This is a genomic window from Microbacterium sp. B35-30, assembly GCF_010634855.1.
In the GTDB taxonomy this organism is placed as follows: domain Bacteria; phylum Actinomycetota; class Actinomycetes; order Actinomycetales; family Microbacteriaceae; genus Microbacterium.
This window is the reverse complement of the sequence record NZ_MWLQ01000048.1, coordinates 1-13,154: the sequence shown is the minus strand read 5'-3', so window position 1 is coordinate 13,154 and position 13,154 is coordinate 1. Positions and strand designations below refer to the sequence as shown.

At 70.4% G+C, this 13,154-nt stretch carries 13 protein-coding genes; 1 reads left to right on the top strand and 12 read right to left on the bottom strand.

Annotated features, from left to right (window positions below; translation table 11 throughout):
* Positions 1–760 (bottom strand): diaminopimelate epimerase (dapF, locus tag B2K11_RS19125; protein WP_163620686.1); only part of this gene is annotated, 760 nt, incomplete at its 3' end.
* Between the two features lie 112 nt (positions 761–872).
* Here dapF and B2K11_RS19120 point away from each other — a divergent pair.
* The gene (locus B2K11_RS19120; RefSeq protein ID WP_163620685.1) at positions 873–2,525 is read left to right on the top strand and encodes a cytochrome b N-terminal domain-containing protein; all 1,653 of its coding nucleotides are present in this window, start codon (positions 873–875) and stop codon (positions 2,523–2,525) included.
* On the opposite strand, the gene B2K11_RS19115 is transcribed toward B2K11_RS19120, so the two are convergent.
* The 11 genes from B2K11_RS19115 to B2K11_RS19065 form a co-directional block, all read right to left on the bottom strand.
* Positions 2,512–2,934 (bottom strand): GNAT family acetyltransferase, encoded by a 423-nt coding sequence (locus tag B2K11_RS19115; RefSeq protein WP_163620684.1) that lies wholly within the window; start codon positions 2,932–2,934, stop codon positions 2,512–2,514. The two genes, B2K11_RS19120 and B2K11_RS19115, sit on opposite strands and share 14 nt — an antisense overlap.
* The gene (gene miaA / locus B2K11_RS19110; RefSeq protein WP_163620683.1) at positions 2,931–3,881 is read right to left on the bottom strand and encodes a tRNA (adenosine(37)-N6)-dimethylallyltransferase MiaA; all 951 of its coding nucleotides are present in this window, start codon (positions 3,879–3,881) and stop codon (positions 2,931–2,933) included. The genes B2K11_RS19115 and miaA overlap by 4 nt, the downstream gene beginning before the upstream one ends.
* Positions 3,882–3,889: 8 nt before the next feature.
* The gene (gene miaB / locus B2K11_RS19105; RefSeq protein ID WP_163620682.1) at positions 3,890–5,440 is read right to left on the bottom strand and encodes a tRNA (N6-isopentenyl adenosine(37)-C2)-methylthiotransferase MiaB; all 1,551 of its coding nucleotides are present in this window, start codon (positions 5,438–5,440) and stop codon (positions 3,890–3,892) included.
* 148 nt (positions 5,441–5,588) lie between these two features.
* Positions 5,589–6,452, bottom strand: coding sequence for a regulatory protein RecX (locus B2K11_RS19100; RefSeq protein ID WP_163620681.1), 864 nt, complete (start codon positions 6,450–6,452; stop codon positions 5,589–5,591).
* Complete coding sequence (gene recA / locus B2K11_RS19095) at positions 6,452–7,507, bottom strand: recombinase RecA (RefSeq protein WP_163620680.1); 1,056 nt, start codon at positions 7,505–7,507, stop codon at positions 6,452–6,454. Before recA ends, B2K11_RS19100 begins: the two co-directional genes overlap by 1 nt.
* A 279-nt stretch (positions 7,508–7,786) precedes the next feature.
* Positions 7,787–8,011 (bottom strand): DUF3046 domain-containing protein, encoded by a 225-nt coding sequence (locus B2K11_RS19090; RefSeq protein ID WP_163620679.1) that lies wholly within the window; start codon positions 8,009–8,011, stop codon positions 7,787–7,789.
* A 40-nt stretch (positions 8,012–8,051) separates the two neighbouring features.
* The gene (locus B2K11_RS19085) at positions 8,052–8,360 is read right to left on the bottom strand and encodes a helix-turn-helix transcriptional regulator (protein WP_163620678.1); all 309 of its coding nucleotides are present in this window, start codon (positions 8,358–8,360) and stop codon (positions 8,052–8,054) included.
* 169 nt (positions 8,361–8,529) lie between these two features.
* Positions 8,530–8,973 carry a CinA family protein gene (locus B2K11_RS19080; RefSeq protein WP_239526278.1) on the bottom strand — a complete coding sequence of 148 codons (444 nt, stop codon included), beginning with the start codon at positions 8,971–8,973 and terminating at the stop codon, positions 8,530–8,532.
* A 74-nt stretch (positions 8,974–9,047) separates the two neighbouring features.
* On the bottom strand, positions 9,048–9,620 hold the full coding sequence (gene pgsA, locus B2K11_RS19075) for a CDP-diacylglycerol--glycerol-3-phosphate 3-phosphatidyltransferase (RefSeq protein WP_163620676.1): 573 nt from the start codon (positions 9,618–9,620) through the stop codon (positions 9,048–9,050).
* Positions 9,621–9,676: 56 nt separating this feature from the next.
* The gene (locus B2K11_RS19070) at positions 9,677–12,412 is read right to left on the bottom strand and encodes a DNA translocase FtsK (protein ID WP_163620675.1); all 2,736 of its coding nucleotides are present in this window, start codon (positions 12,410–12,412) and stop codon (positions 9,677–9,679) included.
* Between the two features lie 88 nt (positions 12,413–12,500).
* Positions 12,501–12,995 (bottom strand): GNAT family N-acetyltransferase, encoded by a 495-nt coding sequence (locus B2K11_RS19065; RefSeq protein WP_163620674.1) that lies wholly within the window; start codon positions 12,993–12,995, stop codon positions 12,501–12,503.
* Between the last annotated feature and the right edge of the window lie 159 nt (positions 12,996–13,154).

Sequence of the window (13,154 nt, the reverse complement as noted above, 5' to 3'; positions counted from 1 at the left end):
CGGGGGCCGCGGGGCCTGCCCAGTGCCTCACCGCAAGCGCCGCGGCCGCGACGCCCGTGCCGCAGCTGAGCGTCTCGCCGACCCCGCGCTCGAACACGCGCATGCGGATCGATCCGACCCCCTCGTGCACGAGAGGGTCGCTGGGCACCACGAACTCGATGTTGGCGCCGTGCGGGGGCTCGGGATGCAGCTGCGGCTGTGCCGCAAGGTCGAGGCCCTCGAGCTCGGCATCGTCGGGGAGCGCCACGACGACGTGCGGGTTGCCGACGTCGATCCCGATGCCCGGACGGGGAGCGCCGCCCGCACGGGTGCGCACCAGCACTCCCGAGTCGTCGATGGCGAACCGGCCGAGGTCGACCTCGAAACCCTTCTCGCCGAGTGCGCCGTCGCTGCGGGTGACGGTCTTGACGCCCGCCCGGGTGCCGATGGCGAGCGGCGCCGCGTCGACATCGGCCCAGCCGACGTCCACGAGGTAGCGCACGAAGACCCGGATGCCGTTGCCGCACATCTCGGCCTTCGAGCCGTCGGCGTTGCGATAGTCCATGAACCACTCGGCGCCGAAGCCCACCGCTTCGGCCCCCTCGGCGATCGCGCTGGCGCGCACCACCCGCAGGATGCCGTCGCCGCCGATGCCGAAGCGCCGGTCGCACAGCACCGCGACCTGGTCGTCGGTGAGATCGAGCGCGCCCTCGGGGTCGGGGACGATCACGAAGTCGTTGCCCGTGCCGTGGCCCTTGGTGAACGCGATCGTCTGCGGCATCGTCACAGTCTACGGTCGCCGGCGCACCCTCCTCCCCGGCGCCGGAGGTGGTCGCTGTCACATCCGGCAGCCCCGCGGTGTCTTGTGGATAGGACCATCACGAGGAGACGGCATGCGAAGGATCGCGAGCGAGACAGAGAGGGCGGGCGACGAGGACCACCGCCGTCGATCCGTGACGGACCGGGCCGCCGAGCGCGTCGGGAGGATCGCGGTATTCGGTCACCGCATCGACGAGACATGGGCGGAACTGCGGCGGCGCCGCGTGCCCACTCACTGGACGAACCGGTTCGGCATCGTCACCTTGGCGTCCCTCGTCGTCGTGACGGTGACCGGCATCCTGCTGATGTTCTTCTACACACCCTCGAGTGAGGGCACGGTCTACGCCGGGTCGTATGCGCCGCTGCACGGCGCCACGGTGTCGGAGGCGTTCGCCTCGACGATGCACGTGACGTTCGACGTGCCCGGCGGCGTGGTGCTGCGCCAGGCGCATCACTGGGCCGCGCTGCTCCTGCCCGCGGCCATCACCGTGCAGCTGGTGACGACCTTCTTCACCGGGGCCTTCCGACGGCCGCGACGCGCCATGTGGGTGCTGCTGCTCCTCGCCCTGATCGCCGCCCTCGCGAGCGGATGGAGCGGCTACGCGCTGCCCGACGACATGCTCTCCGGCACCGGCCTGCGCATCGTCGAAGGCATTCTCCTCGGCATCCCCGTCATCGGCACGTGGCTCGCGTCGGCGCTCTTCGGCGGGCCTTTCCCCGGTCGCATCATCGAGAACCTGTACCCGTTGCACATCGTGGTGTTCCCCGGCGCGCTCCTCGTGCTCGTGGCGCTGCGAGCCCTCAGGGCGTGGCGGCCGGGCCCGCCGCAGTTCCCCGGGCGAGGCCGTACGCCGGAGAACGTCGTCGGCGTCACACTCATCCCGACGGCCGCCGCGCGCGCGGGCGGGCTGTTCCTCGTCGTCACCGGCCTGCTGCTGCTCATCTCGGCGACGGTCACGGTGAGCCCCATCTGGCTCTATGGCCCGGCCGACCCGGGCAACGCCGGGGCGGGGAGCCAGCCCGACTGGTACACCGGGTTCCTCGACGGGGCCCTGCGGCTCGTGCCGCCCGGCTGGGAGGTCGTGTGGCTGGGGCGCACGTGGACGCTGGCGATCCTCGCGCCACTGGCCGTCGTCGGCGCCTTCTTCGCCGTCGTCGGCGCCTACCCGTTCCTCGAGGAGTGGGTCACAGGCGACCGCGGCGACCACCATCTCCTCGACCGGCCGCGCCACGCCCCGACGCGCACCGGCCTCGGCGTCGCCGGCCTGGTGTTCGTGAGCGTGCTCTGGGCCGCGGGCGGCGCCGACATCATCGCCACGGCGTTCTCGGTGAGCATCGAGCACGTGATCTCGGCACTCCAAGTGGCACTCGTCGTCGGGCCGTTCCTGGCCTTCACGGTGGCTCGCCGCATCTGCTTCGGCCTGCAGCGGAAGGACGCCGGCCTGCTCCACCACGGCTATGAGACGGGGCGGATCGTCCGCCTTCCCGGCGGGGAGTATGTCGAGATCCATCAGCCGCTCGACGAGACCGAGCGGGCTCGCCTCGCCATGCCCGACGGCGCGCCGCAGGCGGATCGCCGGCCGGTCGGCAGCGCAGTCGGCTCGTTGACACACCGGCTGCGCCGGGGTCTTCGCAGCTACTACGAGGGAGGCCCGATCGAAGAGCCCGCCGACCATGAGCCAGGTGACAGCACGCCGGCGGTCGACGCGCCGGTCAGTCGGCGATGAGGCGCTTGCCGGTCGACCAGGTCTCGAAGGGCTCGTAGCCCAGCTCGCGATAGAAGCCCTGCGCGGCGTTGTTGTCGGGGCGCACCATGAGCTGCACCTTCGGACACCCCATCGCGAGCAGACGCTCCTCGGCCGCCTCGACCAGCAGCCTGCCAATCCCCTGCCCGCGCCGGTCGGGGGCGCTCGCCAGGTAGTAGAGCCAGCCGCGGTGTCCGTCGTACCCCGCCATGACTGAACCCACGATGGTGCGGCCGTCGACGGCGACGAGGAACAGCTCCGGCTGCACCGAGAGCTTGCGGCTGATGTCCTGGTACGGGTTGTTCCACGGGCGGGTGAGCCCCGTCGCCTGCCACAGTGACACGACGGCTTCGGTGTCGGCCAGGATGAAGGACCGGATCGCGATGCTCATGCCGACGAGTCTGCCAGGACCGCGGCATCAACGCCGGATTCCACCCAGCGCAGCGCGTCGTAGCGCCGGAACCACGACACCTGGCGGCGGGCGTACCGGCGTGTGAGCGCCTGGGTCTCGGCGATCGCCTCACCTTCGGTCATCTCGCCCGACAGCTGGGCGAGGGCCTGCGCGTAGCCGATCGCCCGGCGTGCGGTGACGCCGCGCTCGAGCCCCTCGTCGCGCAGCGCGCGCACCTCGTCGAGGATCCCGTCGCGCCACATCCCCTCGACGCGGATGTCGAGCCGGACGACGAGCTTGTCCCGGGGCACGGCAACTCCGAAGATGCGTGTGGCGTCGTGCCAGAGCACGGGCTCGGACGGAAGCACCGCGCCGTGCGTGCGCTCCCCGAGCTCGAGCACCTCGAGGGCCCGCACCACGCGGCGGCCGTTCCGGGGGTCGACCTTGGCCGCCGTGGCCGGGTCGATCTCGCGCAACCGGGCGTAGAGGGCACCGGGACCGTGCGCATCCAGCTCCGCCTCGAGCCGGGCGCGCAGCAGCTCGTCGCGGGGCGGGAAGCGGAAGTCGAAGAGCACGCTCGACACGTACAGGCCCGACCCGCCCACCAGCACGGCGTCGGCGCCGCGGCCGTGGATCTCGCGGATCGCGGTGCGCGCGGCATCCTGATACCAGGCGACCGCCGCGTCGTCGGTGACCTCGAGCACGTCGAAGAGGTGGTGCGGGATGCCGCGCCGCTCGCTTTCGGGAAGCTTGGCGGTGCCGATGTCCATGCCGCGGTAGAGCTGCATGGCGTCGGCATTGACGATCTCAGCCGGCCGCCCGCGCGCCTCGAGAGCCGCGGCGAGGTCGAGCGACAGAGCGGTCTTGCCGGTACCCGTGGCGCCGACGACGGCCCACACCTGCGGCCGCGCGGCCGCGGCGTCGTCCGCCGGAGGCCAGGGGCTCACCGTCGGACTCAGACGCCGAGGCGGAGCGTCGGCAGTCCGAGCGACACGGCGCGCGGTGCGCCCGACTCCCCCGCCGGCGCCGGCACGGCGCACGACTCGGCCTGCGCACGGTCCCAGGCGTCGCCCGACCGCGTCCGGCGGATGCGCAGCGGCGCGCCCTCGGGCGCGTCGGCGAGGAGATGGAACGGCGCGGCATGCGTCACCACCACCGACACGACGTCGCCGGGGCGAGGGACCTCGGAGCCCGCGGGCACCTCGAAGTGCACGAGACGGTTGTCTTCGGCCCGGCCGGTGAGCCGGTGCGTCTCCGCGTCCTTCTTGCCCTCGGCCGAGGAGACGAGCACCTGGAGCTCGCGGCCGAACTGCTTCTCGTTCTCTTCCAGCGAGATGCGCTCCTGCAGGGCGATCAGGCGCTCGTAGCGCTCCTGCACGACCTCCTTCGGCACCTGGTCGGGCATCGTGGCCGCCGGTGTGCCCTCGCGGATCGAGTACTGGAAGGTGAACGCGCTCGCGAAGCGCGCCTGCTCCACCACCCGCATGGTGGCTTCGAAGTCCTCGTCGGTCTCGCCGGGGAACCCGACGATGATGTCGGTCGTGATCGCCGCGTCGGGCATCTTGGCCCGCACCCGATCGAGGATGCCCAGGAACCGCTCGCTGCGGTACGACCGGCGCATCGCCTTCAGGATGCGGTCGCTGCCGGACTGCAGCGGCATGTGAAGCTGCGGCATGACGGCAGGCGTCTCGGCCATCGCGTCGATGACGTCGTCGGTGAAGGCCGCCGGGTGCGGGCTGGTGAAGCGGATGCGCTCCAGGCCATCGATCGCGCCCGCCGCGCGCAGCAGCTTGCCGAACGCCTGGCGGTCGCCGAACTCGACGCCGTACGAGTTGACGTTCTGGCCGAGGAGGGTGACCTCCATGGCGCCGTCGTCGACAAGAAGGCGGATCTCGTTGAGGATGTCGCCGGGGCGACGGTCCTTCTCTTTGCCGCGCAGGCTCGGCACGATGCAGAACGTGCACGTGTTGTTGCAGCCGACCGAGATCGACACCCAGCCGCTGTAGATGCTGTCGCGCTTGGTGGGAAGGGTCGAGGGGAAGATCTCGAGCGATTCGAGGATCTCGAGCTCCGCCTCGCCGTTGTGGCGTGCACGCTCGAGCAGGCTCGGTAGAGATCCCATGTTGTGGGTGCCGAAGACGACATCGACCCAGGGCGCCTTCTGCTGCACCGTGTCCTTGTCCATCTGCGCCAGGCATCCGCCGACGGCGATCTGCATGCCGTCGTGCTTGTCCTTGCGGGACTTGAGGTGACCGAGCGTGCCGTACAGCTTGCCCGCGGCGTTGTCGCGGACGGCGCACGTGTTGATCACGACCACGTCGGCCTCTTCGCCCGCCTCAGCCCGGACGTAGCCGGCGCTCTCGAGCGAACCGGAGAGGCGCTCGGAGTCGTGCACGTTCATCTGGCAGCCGAACGTGCGCACCTCGTAGGTGCGGGCGCGGCCGTCGACGTCGTTCGCGGCCGGCGACGGCGCGATGAGAGTCGGAGTAGCAGAAGGCGAAGACATGATCCCGCCATTCTACGAGCCGTGCGCCAGGACAGAGACTGCGGACGGATGCCGCGCCCGGCGCGTCAGCGGATGCCGAGCGTCGCCGTGAGCCGCTGCCCACCGAAGGCTACCCCGCCTGACGGAGACCGTCTCGGACGGCAACGGCTCAGCTCTCTTCGAACCTCACCCGGCCGGCGGGACGCATCGCCTCTTCGAGAGCCGTCCGCGCGGCGTTCAGCGCCATGGAGCCGCCGTATCCCCGCCGTGCGAGCTGCCCCGCCAGTCGGCGAAGCGCGACATCACGTTCCAGTCCACGCAGGGAGCCGGCTTTCGACCGCGCGAACTCGAGGGCGCGTTCGGCATCGTCATCGGGAAGCTCCGCGAGCGCCGCGTCGGCCACGTCACGAGGCACGCCGCGCTTGGCGAGGCTCTGCGCGATGACCTGGCGCCCCTGTCCCTTGCGATCGACGCCGGAGTGCACGACCTGCTCGGCCAGACGCATGTCGTCGAGATAGCCGCGCTCGAGAAAGGCGTCGAGGATGGCAGCCACGGCGTCCGCATCGAGGTCGTACTGGCCGAGGTAGGTCTTGGCCTCCGACACGGAGAGCTGGCGCCCGCGAAGCTTCTTCACGAGACCGCGCTCAGCGGTCGCCGCCGCGTCGGCATCGTCACCGGCGCCGGCGCCGGCGCCGGCAGGCTTGCGTGGGCGGCCGCGTCCGCCCGAGCTCGCTCGGTCGGTACGCGCGGCGGCCAGATCGATCGGCGCGGCGCTCTCGGACGTCGGTGTGACATCCGGGGGCAGCGGCGTCACGTCCTCGGGAATGGGATCTGTCCAGGTCTGAGCTGCCGAGCGGGGAGAGGTCGGGGCGTCGAGGCTCGTCTGGAGGCGATCCTCGAGCGCCCGCTGAACCTCGGCGGCGGTCGTCGGGTATGACCGCGCTCCCCCGCCGCCGAAGAGCGGCGTCACGGGGGCGAGTCCGTCGTCGGTCCCGACGTCGGACTCGTCCCCGCTGTCGACGAATCGAACCATCACGCCGGGCGGCGCGCGGCCAGCTCGTCTTCGACCGAGCCCTCGACGGCGCCCTTGGGGACGCCGATGCCGAGCTTCGTCTTGATCTTCGACTCGATCTCGGTCGCGACGTCCTCGTTCTTGATGAGGAAGTTGCGCGCGTTCTCTTTGCCCTGGCCGAGCTGCTCGCCTTCGTAGGTGTACCAGGCACCGGACTTCTTGACGATGGCGTGCTCCACGCCGAAGTCGATGAGGCTGCCCTCGCGCGAGATGCCGACGCCGTACAGGATGTCGAATTCCGCCTGCTTGAACGGCGGCGCCATCTTGTTCTTGACCACCTTGACGCGCGTGCGGTTTCCGACGGCCTCGGTGCCGTCCTTGAGGGTCTCGATGCGACGGATGTCGAGACGCACCGATGCGTAGAACTTCAGGGCCTTGCCGCCCGCGGTGGTCTCAGGCGAGCCGAAGAACACGCCGATCTTCTCGCGCAGCTGGTTGATGAAGATCATCGTGGTGTTGGTCTGGTTGAGGCCACCCGTGAGCTTGCGGAGCGCCTGCGACATGAGGCGCGCCTGCAGACCCACGTGCGAGTCGCCCATCTCGCCCTCGATCTCGGCCTTGGGCACGAGCGCCGCAACCGAGTCGATCACGATGAGGTCGATGGCGCCGGAACGCACCAGCATGTCGGCGATCTCGAGCGCCTGCTCACCGGTGTCGGGCTGCGACACGAGCAGCGCGTCGATGTCGACGCCCAGCTTCTGCGCGTAGTCGGGGTCGAGAGCGTGCTCCGCGTCGATGAACGCGGCGATGCCGCCGGCACGCTGCGCGTTGGCGATCGCGTGGAGCGTGAGCGTCGTCTTACCCGACGACTCCGGACCGTAGATCTCGATGATGCGGCCGCGCGGGAGTCCGCCGATGCCGAGGGCGACATCGAGGGCGATCGAGCCGGTGGGCACGACCTCTACGGGGGCGCGCTCGTCGCTGCCGAGGCGCATCACCGAGCCCTTTCCGAACTGCCGGTCGATCTGGGCGAGGGCTGATTCCAGGGCCTTCTCGCGGTCAACGGGTGATGGCATGACGTGCTCCTCTATGCTCGCGTTCCGTCGCCTGTAGGCTGTCGCGCTCCGGCCCGGTGGGACGGATGCTGCGACAAGGCGTGAGGTGTCGTTCGACGCTGTTCACGTTAGGGAGGGGCTCCGACATCCGTCTTCGCTCCTCCCGTGTCCGTGGAAAACACGCTCTCGACACCTGCTGTGCAGGAGCCTACGCCGTTCTCGAACACTTCTTCGATGACACGCCGCGCGAAATCGCACGGAACGACGACCGCGGCGGGGACGGAGAACGCGCAGAAGCGCTCAGCGACGACGCGGTTCGAGTCGTCCGACGCCGTAGCGGCGCTCGGCCGGGACGTCGAGCTCGTCGCAGAGGGCGAGCCACACCTCGCGCGGCTCGACACCGGCGGCGATCGCCTCCGCGGCGGTGCGGCCTCCGACCTGCGACAGGAACAGATCCGTCACCACGGCGTTCGCACGCGCGCCGAATTCGTCCGCGACAGCGCGGTCGAACTCACTGCGACGCATGGTGATCGGCGGTTCCTGGCTGCGTGAGGGCGGAACCGGGTCAGCGCAGCGAGAGCTCGGCGTCGACCGAGGCCACGAGGTCGTCGGGAACCACGTCCGGGAAGGTCTGGATTCCCTCGAGCACCGAGATGCGGTCGCCCACTTCGCGCATGATCGTCGAAATGGGGACGTCGAGCGCTTCGGCCACGGAGGCGAGGATCTCGCTCGAGGCCTCCTTCTGGCCGCGCTCGACCTCGCTCAGGTAGCCGAGTGCGACGCTCGCGCGTCCCGCGACCTGGCGGAGGGTGCGTCCCTTCTGCTGGCGGAAATCACGAAGCACTTCACCGATCTCTTGACGTACCAGGATCATCAGGGCCCCTCCTCACTTCTGATTCCACCGTCTTCCGGGTGCCCAACAGTACAGCACCGGATGATGCCAATCTAATCCCGACAACTGGGCAATGGGTGGGAATCACCGAATGTAACCGAGACGAAACACCGTCTGTTCCCGACCCGAACGACCATGGACCTCGGATGCCTCACAGCACGGTGAGTGCCAGCTCCAGCACGCGCCGCACGGTCTGCGTGCGGATCTCGTCGCGCGATCCCGAGAGGGCGAGCGAAGAGACGACCACCGTTTCGGGCGTCGCGACGGCGATGTGGACCGTGCCGACCGGCATGTCGTCCTGCGGGTCGGGGCCGGCGACTCCGGTCGTCGCGAGGCCGACGTCCGCGCGCAGGGCGCCTCGCACGCCCTGCGCCATCTGCACCGCGACGTCGGGATCGACCGGGCCTCGTGCCGCGAGGAGCTCGGCATCGACGCCCAGACGGCTCGCCTTCACGTCGGTCGCGTACGCGACGATTCCTCCGCGCACGTGCGCGGAGGCGCCCGGCACGTCGACGAGTGCAGCCGTGACACGACCGCCGGTGAGCGACTCGGCCGCGGCGATCGACCAGTCACGTGCGTCAAGGCGCCGCAGCACCGCGACGGCGTCGGGGCGAGGCGGCGCCTCGTGGACCTCGTGCTCGTCCGCCGAGCGGGGCGACGAGGCACCCGTCACGCGCTCCTCCGCTTGGCGCGCGCGGCACGCAGTTCGGTGACGATGTAGTCGATGCCGCTCGCGATGGTGAGGATCACGGCGATCGCCATGAGCACACCGTTCACCCAGAAGATCCATTCACCGACGAGCGTCCACAGCGGCAGGAGCGCGAGCGACAGCGCGACGCCCTGGGCGAGCGTCTTGAGCTTGCCCATCCACGCCGCGGCGAGCACGTGATCGCTCACCACCATGAACCGGTACACCGTGATGCCGATCTCGCGGATGAGGACGACGATGGTGATCCACCAGGGCAGCTCGCCGAGGGTCGACAGGCCGACGAACGCGAAGCCGGTGAGGACCTTGTCGGCGATGGGGTCGAGCAGCTTGCCCAGATCGGTGACGATGTCATGCCGGCGGGCGAGATAGCCGTCGATCCCGTCGGTCGCGATCGCCACGATGAACAGCGCCGCCGCCCACCAGCGCAGCGCGCCGTCCGCTCCCCCGTCGGCGAGGAGAAGCCACAGGAAGACCGGCGCGCACAGGATGCGCACGATCGTGATCGCGTTGGGCAGCTGCCGAGGGATCGCCATGGCCCGAGCCTATCGGCGCGCAGCGGACCGACTGGGCTCGACAGTTGCACAGCCCGTCAATCGCGGCCGGTGAGACCCCATGCGTCTTCCGACCCGTCGTCGTCGCTCTCGACCACGGGATAGCCGTCGTACTGCGAGGCCACGGCATCCGTCCCATAGGGGTCGGCTGCCGCCGCATCCGCCGCTGACGCAGGCGCCGCCGCCGGCACGTCGTCGCCGCGCATGCGCGCGAGCACCGACGGCAGCTGCTCGACCGTCACCAGCACATCGCGGGCCTTGGAACCCTCCGACGGGCCGACGACCTCGCGCGACTCGAGGAGGTCCATGAGACGCCCCGCCTTGGCGAAGCCGACACGCAGCTTGCGCTGCAGCATCGAGGTCGAGCCGAACTGACTCGAGACCACGAGCTCGGCCGCGGCCAGCAGCAGCTCGAGATCGTCGCCGATGTCGGCGTCGATCTCCTTCTTCTCGGCCACGGCGGCCACGTCGGCGCGGTACTCGGGACGCGCCTGGTGCGTCACGTGCTTGACGACGGACTCGATCTCCTTCTCGCTGACCCACGCGCCCTGCACGCGGATCGCCTTCGAGGCGCCCATCGGCAGGAACAGGCCGTCGCCCTGGCCGATCAGGCGGTCGGCGCCGGGCTGGTCGAGGATGACCCGGGAGTCGGTGACGCTCGTCACCGCGAACGCGAGCCGCGACGGCACGTTGGCCTTGATGAGGCCGGTGACGACGTCGACCGACGGACGCTGCGTCGCGAGGACGAGATGGATGCCGCTGGCCCGGGCGAGCTGCGTGATGCGGACGATCGAGTCCTCGACGTCGCGCGGCGCGACCATCATCAGGTCGGCGAGCTCGTCGACGACGACGAGCAGGTAGGGGTACGGCTTCAGGACGCGCTCGCTGCCCGGCGGGAGGGTGATCTCGCCCGCCACGACGGCCTTGTTGAAGTCGTCGATGTGGCGGAAGCCGAAGGACGCGAGATCGTCGTACCTCATGTCCATCTCTTTCACGACCCACTGCAGAGCCTCGGCGGCCTTCTTGGGGTTGGTGATGATGGGGGTGATGAGGTGCGGGACGCCCGCGTACGACGTCAGCTCGACCCGCTTGGGGTCGATCAGCACCATGCGCACATCGGCGGGCTTGGCGCGCATCAGGAGGCTCGTGATCATCGAGTTGACGAAGCTCGACTTGCCGGAGCCGGTCGAGCCCGCGACCAGCAGGTGGGGCATCTTGGCCAGGTTCGCGACCACGTAGCCGCCGCCCACGTCCTTGCCCACGCCGATCGTCATCGGGTGCGTCTGATTCGCGGCGGTGGTCGAGCGCAGCACGTCGCCGAGCGTCACGATCTCACGGTCGATGTTCGGGATCTCGACGCCGATGGCGCTCTTGCCCGGGATCGGGGCGAGGATGCGCACCTCGTTCGACGCGACCGCGTACGCGATGTTGTTGGTGAGCGCGGTGATTCGCTCGACCTTGACGCCGGGGCCGAGCGAGATCTCGTACTGCGTCACGGTCGGGCCGCGCGAGAAGCCCGTCACCCGCGCGTCGACGGAGAACTGATCGAGCACACTCGTGATCGCCCGCACCGTGTCGTCGTTCGCCTGCGAGCGTGCGACGTGAGGCGAGCCGGCGGCCAGGGAGTTGACCGACGGCAGCCGATACGGGGCCGTCGGCGAGTCGACCGCGGCGACGGAGCCGATGCCGTCGAGGCCCGGGAGGGTGCCGTCGTCCTCGATGATCTGGGCATCGTCGCGCAGCGACGTGCGCGACGAGGAGGCCGCTTTGGCGGCGGACAGCACCGCGGGGTCGATGACCTCGGTGAGCGCGTCGGTCGCCCGGGCGGGCGGCGGCGTGACGGGCGGCACGATGGCCTGTTCGAACCCGCCCTGGGCCGCGCCCGCCGGCAGCAGCTCGGTGAGGTCCTGGGATCCGAGCCCGCCCTCCGGGTCCTTCTCACGGCCGGTCTTGTTGCGGCGCCAGAACGGGATGGACGGGTCGCCTTCGTCTTCCGCCACCGCTGCGGCCGCGGCATCCGTCGTCTTCTCTTCCCTCGGCTCGGCGCCGAACATCCACGAGTACAGCTCGCCGAGACGGCGGCCGATGCGGTTCGGCGGCGTCTTTGTGATGATCAGGATGCTGAGCGCGGCCAGCACTGACAGCACGATGTAGGCGCCCACGTCGGTGAGCACGAGAGCGAGGGGCTCCCCCAGCATCCAGCCGAAGAGCCCGCCCGCTTGACTCAGCGCAGGGAGTCCCGCATTCGGCTGGGGACGGCCCCCTGCGACATGGCAGAAGCCGGCGATCGTGACAAGGAGCAGCCCGAAGCCGATGCCGACCCGCCCGTTGTCGTGTACCGACGACGGATGCCGGAACATCCAGCCGGCGAGCATGAGCAGGAGCACCGGGAGCACGAACGCCTCGCGGCCAAGGGCCGCGCCCACCGTGTAGGCGCTGATGTTCGCGGCGACATCGTTGCCGATGAAGAACCACTCGTCGACGGCGCCGGCGATCGCCAGCAGCACGAGCAGGAACGGGAAGCCGTCGCGGCGCTGGTCCTTCTCGAGGGTCTCAGGACCGAACGCGCGGAAGAGGCCGCCGGTCGCGTGGGCGAGGCCCAGCCAGGCCCGCACGATGACGGGGGGTCGCTCCGGCTGATCGACGTAGCGCTTGGGCGCGGGTGCCGGCTTGGCGGCGGGCTTGCGCGCGGTCGACGACGCGCTCGCGCGCGTGTTCGTCGATGCGCTCGAAGACGCGCGCGACCCCTTGGTCGGGCTTGAGCTCCTGGCCATTCCCCCACGGTAGGCCGGTCCGCCGACATTCGGCGGCAACCACGCCGCCCGACCCGCGACCCCACGGGGCGCGGGGAGGCCGGGATTCTCAGCGCAGGCGCTTCACCATCGTGTCGCGCCCGACGCCGCTGCGGACGACCGCGAAGCCTTCGCTGCGATAGAGCGTCGACGCGAAGTTGCCCCGCTCGACACTCAGGCTGATGCGCGCGTAGCCCGCTGCCCGCGCGTGCTCGCAGAGCCGCTGCAGCAGTGCACGACCGACACCGTGCGCCCGCCAGATGGGGCGTACCCCGATGATGAGCTCGGGCACACCCGTGCCGACGTAGCCGAATCCCGGATCGCTGCGTGGCAGCATCCGGTACCAGGCGGCCCCCACCGGCTGGCCGATGGAGTCCTCCGCGACGAAGCCCGCGTCGCCGGGCCGGGTCCAGCCGGCGACGTAGCGGCGGTGATCGGCGCCGTCCATCACTTCGTGTCGCGGCCGCGCACCGCCCTCGCGCCAGTTCGCGGCCTCGACCACCATGTCGCCCAGGAACGCGCCGTCGGCCGCCACGGCGGGGCGGATGCGGAACGAAGAGGCCACGAGAGCGATGCTACGGCGCGCGTGTTACAGACGATGACACTCGTGGCGACGTCGTCGCCGCCGAGACCGGGGAATCCGGACCAGACCGAGGGCGACGCCCCTGTCTCGGCGAGGATCCCCGGTCTCGGCGATGCCGCGACCTACGCTTCGATACTCCGC

Excerpts from the sequence above, each read along its gene's own strand:
- B2K11_RS19090 (WP_163620679.1), bottom strand. The coding sequence starts at position 8,011 with ATGCGTCGCAGTGAGTTCGACCGCGCTGTCGCGGACGAATTCGGCGCG.
- recA (WP_163620680.1), bottom strand. The coding sequence starts at position 7,507 with ATGCCATCACCCGTTGACCGCGAGAAGGCCCTGGAATCAGCCCTCGCC.
- B2K11_RS19115 (WP_163620684.1), bottom strand. The coding sequence starts at position 2,934 with ATGAGCATCGCGATCCGGTCCTTCATCCTGGCCGACACCGAAGCCGTC.
- B2K11_RS19085 (WP_163620678.1), bottom strand. The coding sequence starts at position 8,360 with ATGATCCTGGTACGTCAAGAGATCGGTGAAGTGCTTCGTGATTTCCGC.
- B2K11_RS19100 (WP_163620681.1), bottom strand. The coding sequence starts at position 6,452 with ATGGTTCGATTCGTCGACAGCGGGGACGAGTCCGACGTCGGGACCGAC.
- B2K11_RS19120 (WP_163620685.1), top strand. The coding sequence starts at position 873 with ATGCGAAGGATCGCGAGCGAGACAGAGAGGGCGGGCGACGAGGACCAC.
- miaB (WP_163620682.1), bottom strand. The coding sequence starts at position 5,440 with ATGTCTTCGCCTTCTGCTACTCCGACTCTCATCGCGCCGTCGCCGGCC.
- pgsA (WP_163620676.1), bottom strand. The coding sequence starts at position 9,620 with ATGGCGATCCCTCGGCAGCTGCCCAACGCGATCACGATCGTGCGCATC.
- B2K11_RS19070 (WP_163620675.1), bottom strand. The coding sequence starts at position 12,412 with ATGGCCAGGAGCTCAAGCCCGACCAAGGGGTCGCGCGCGTCTTCGAGC.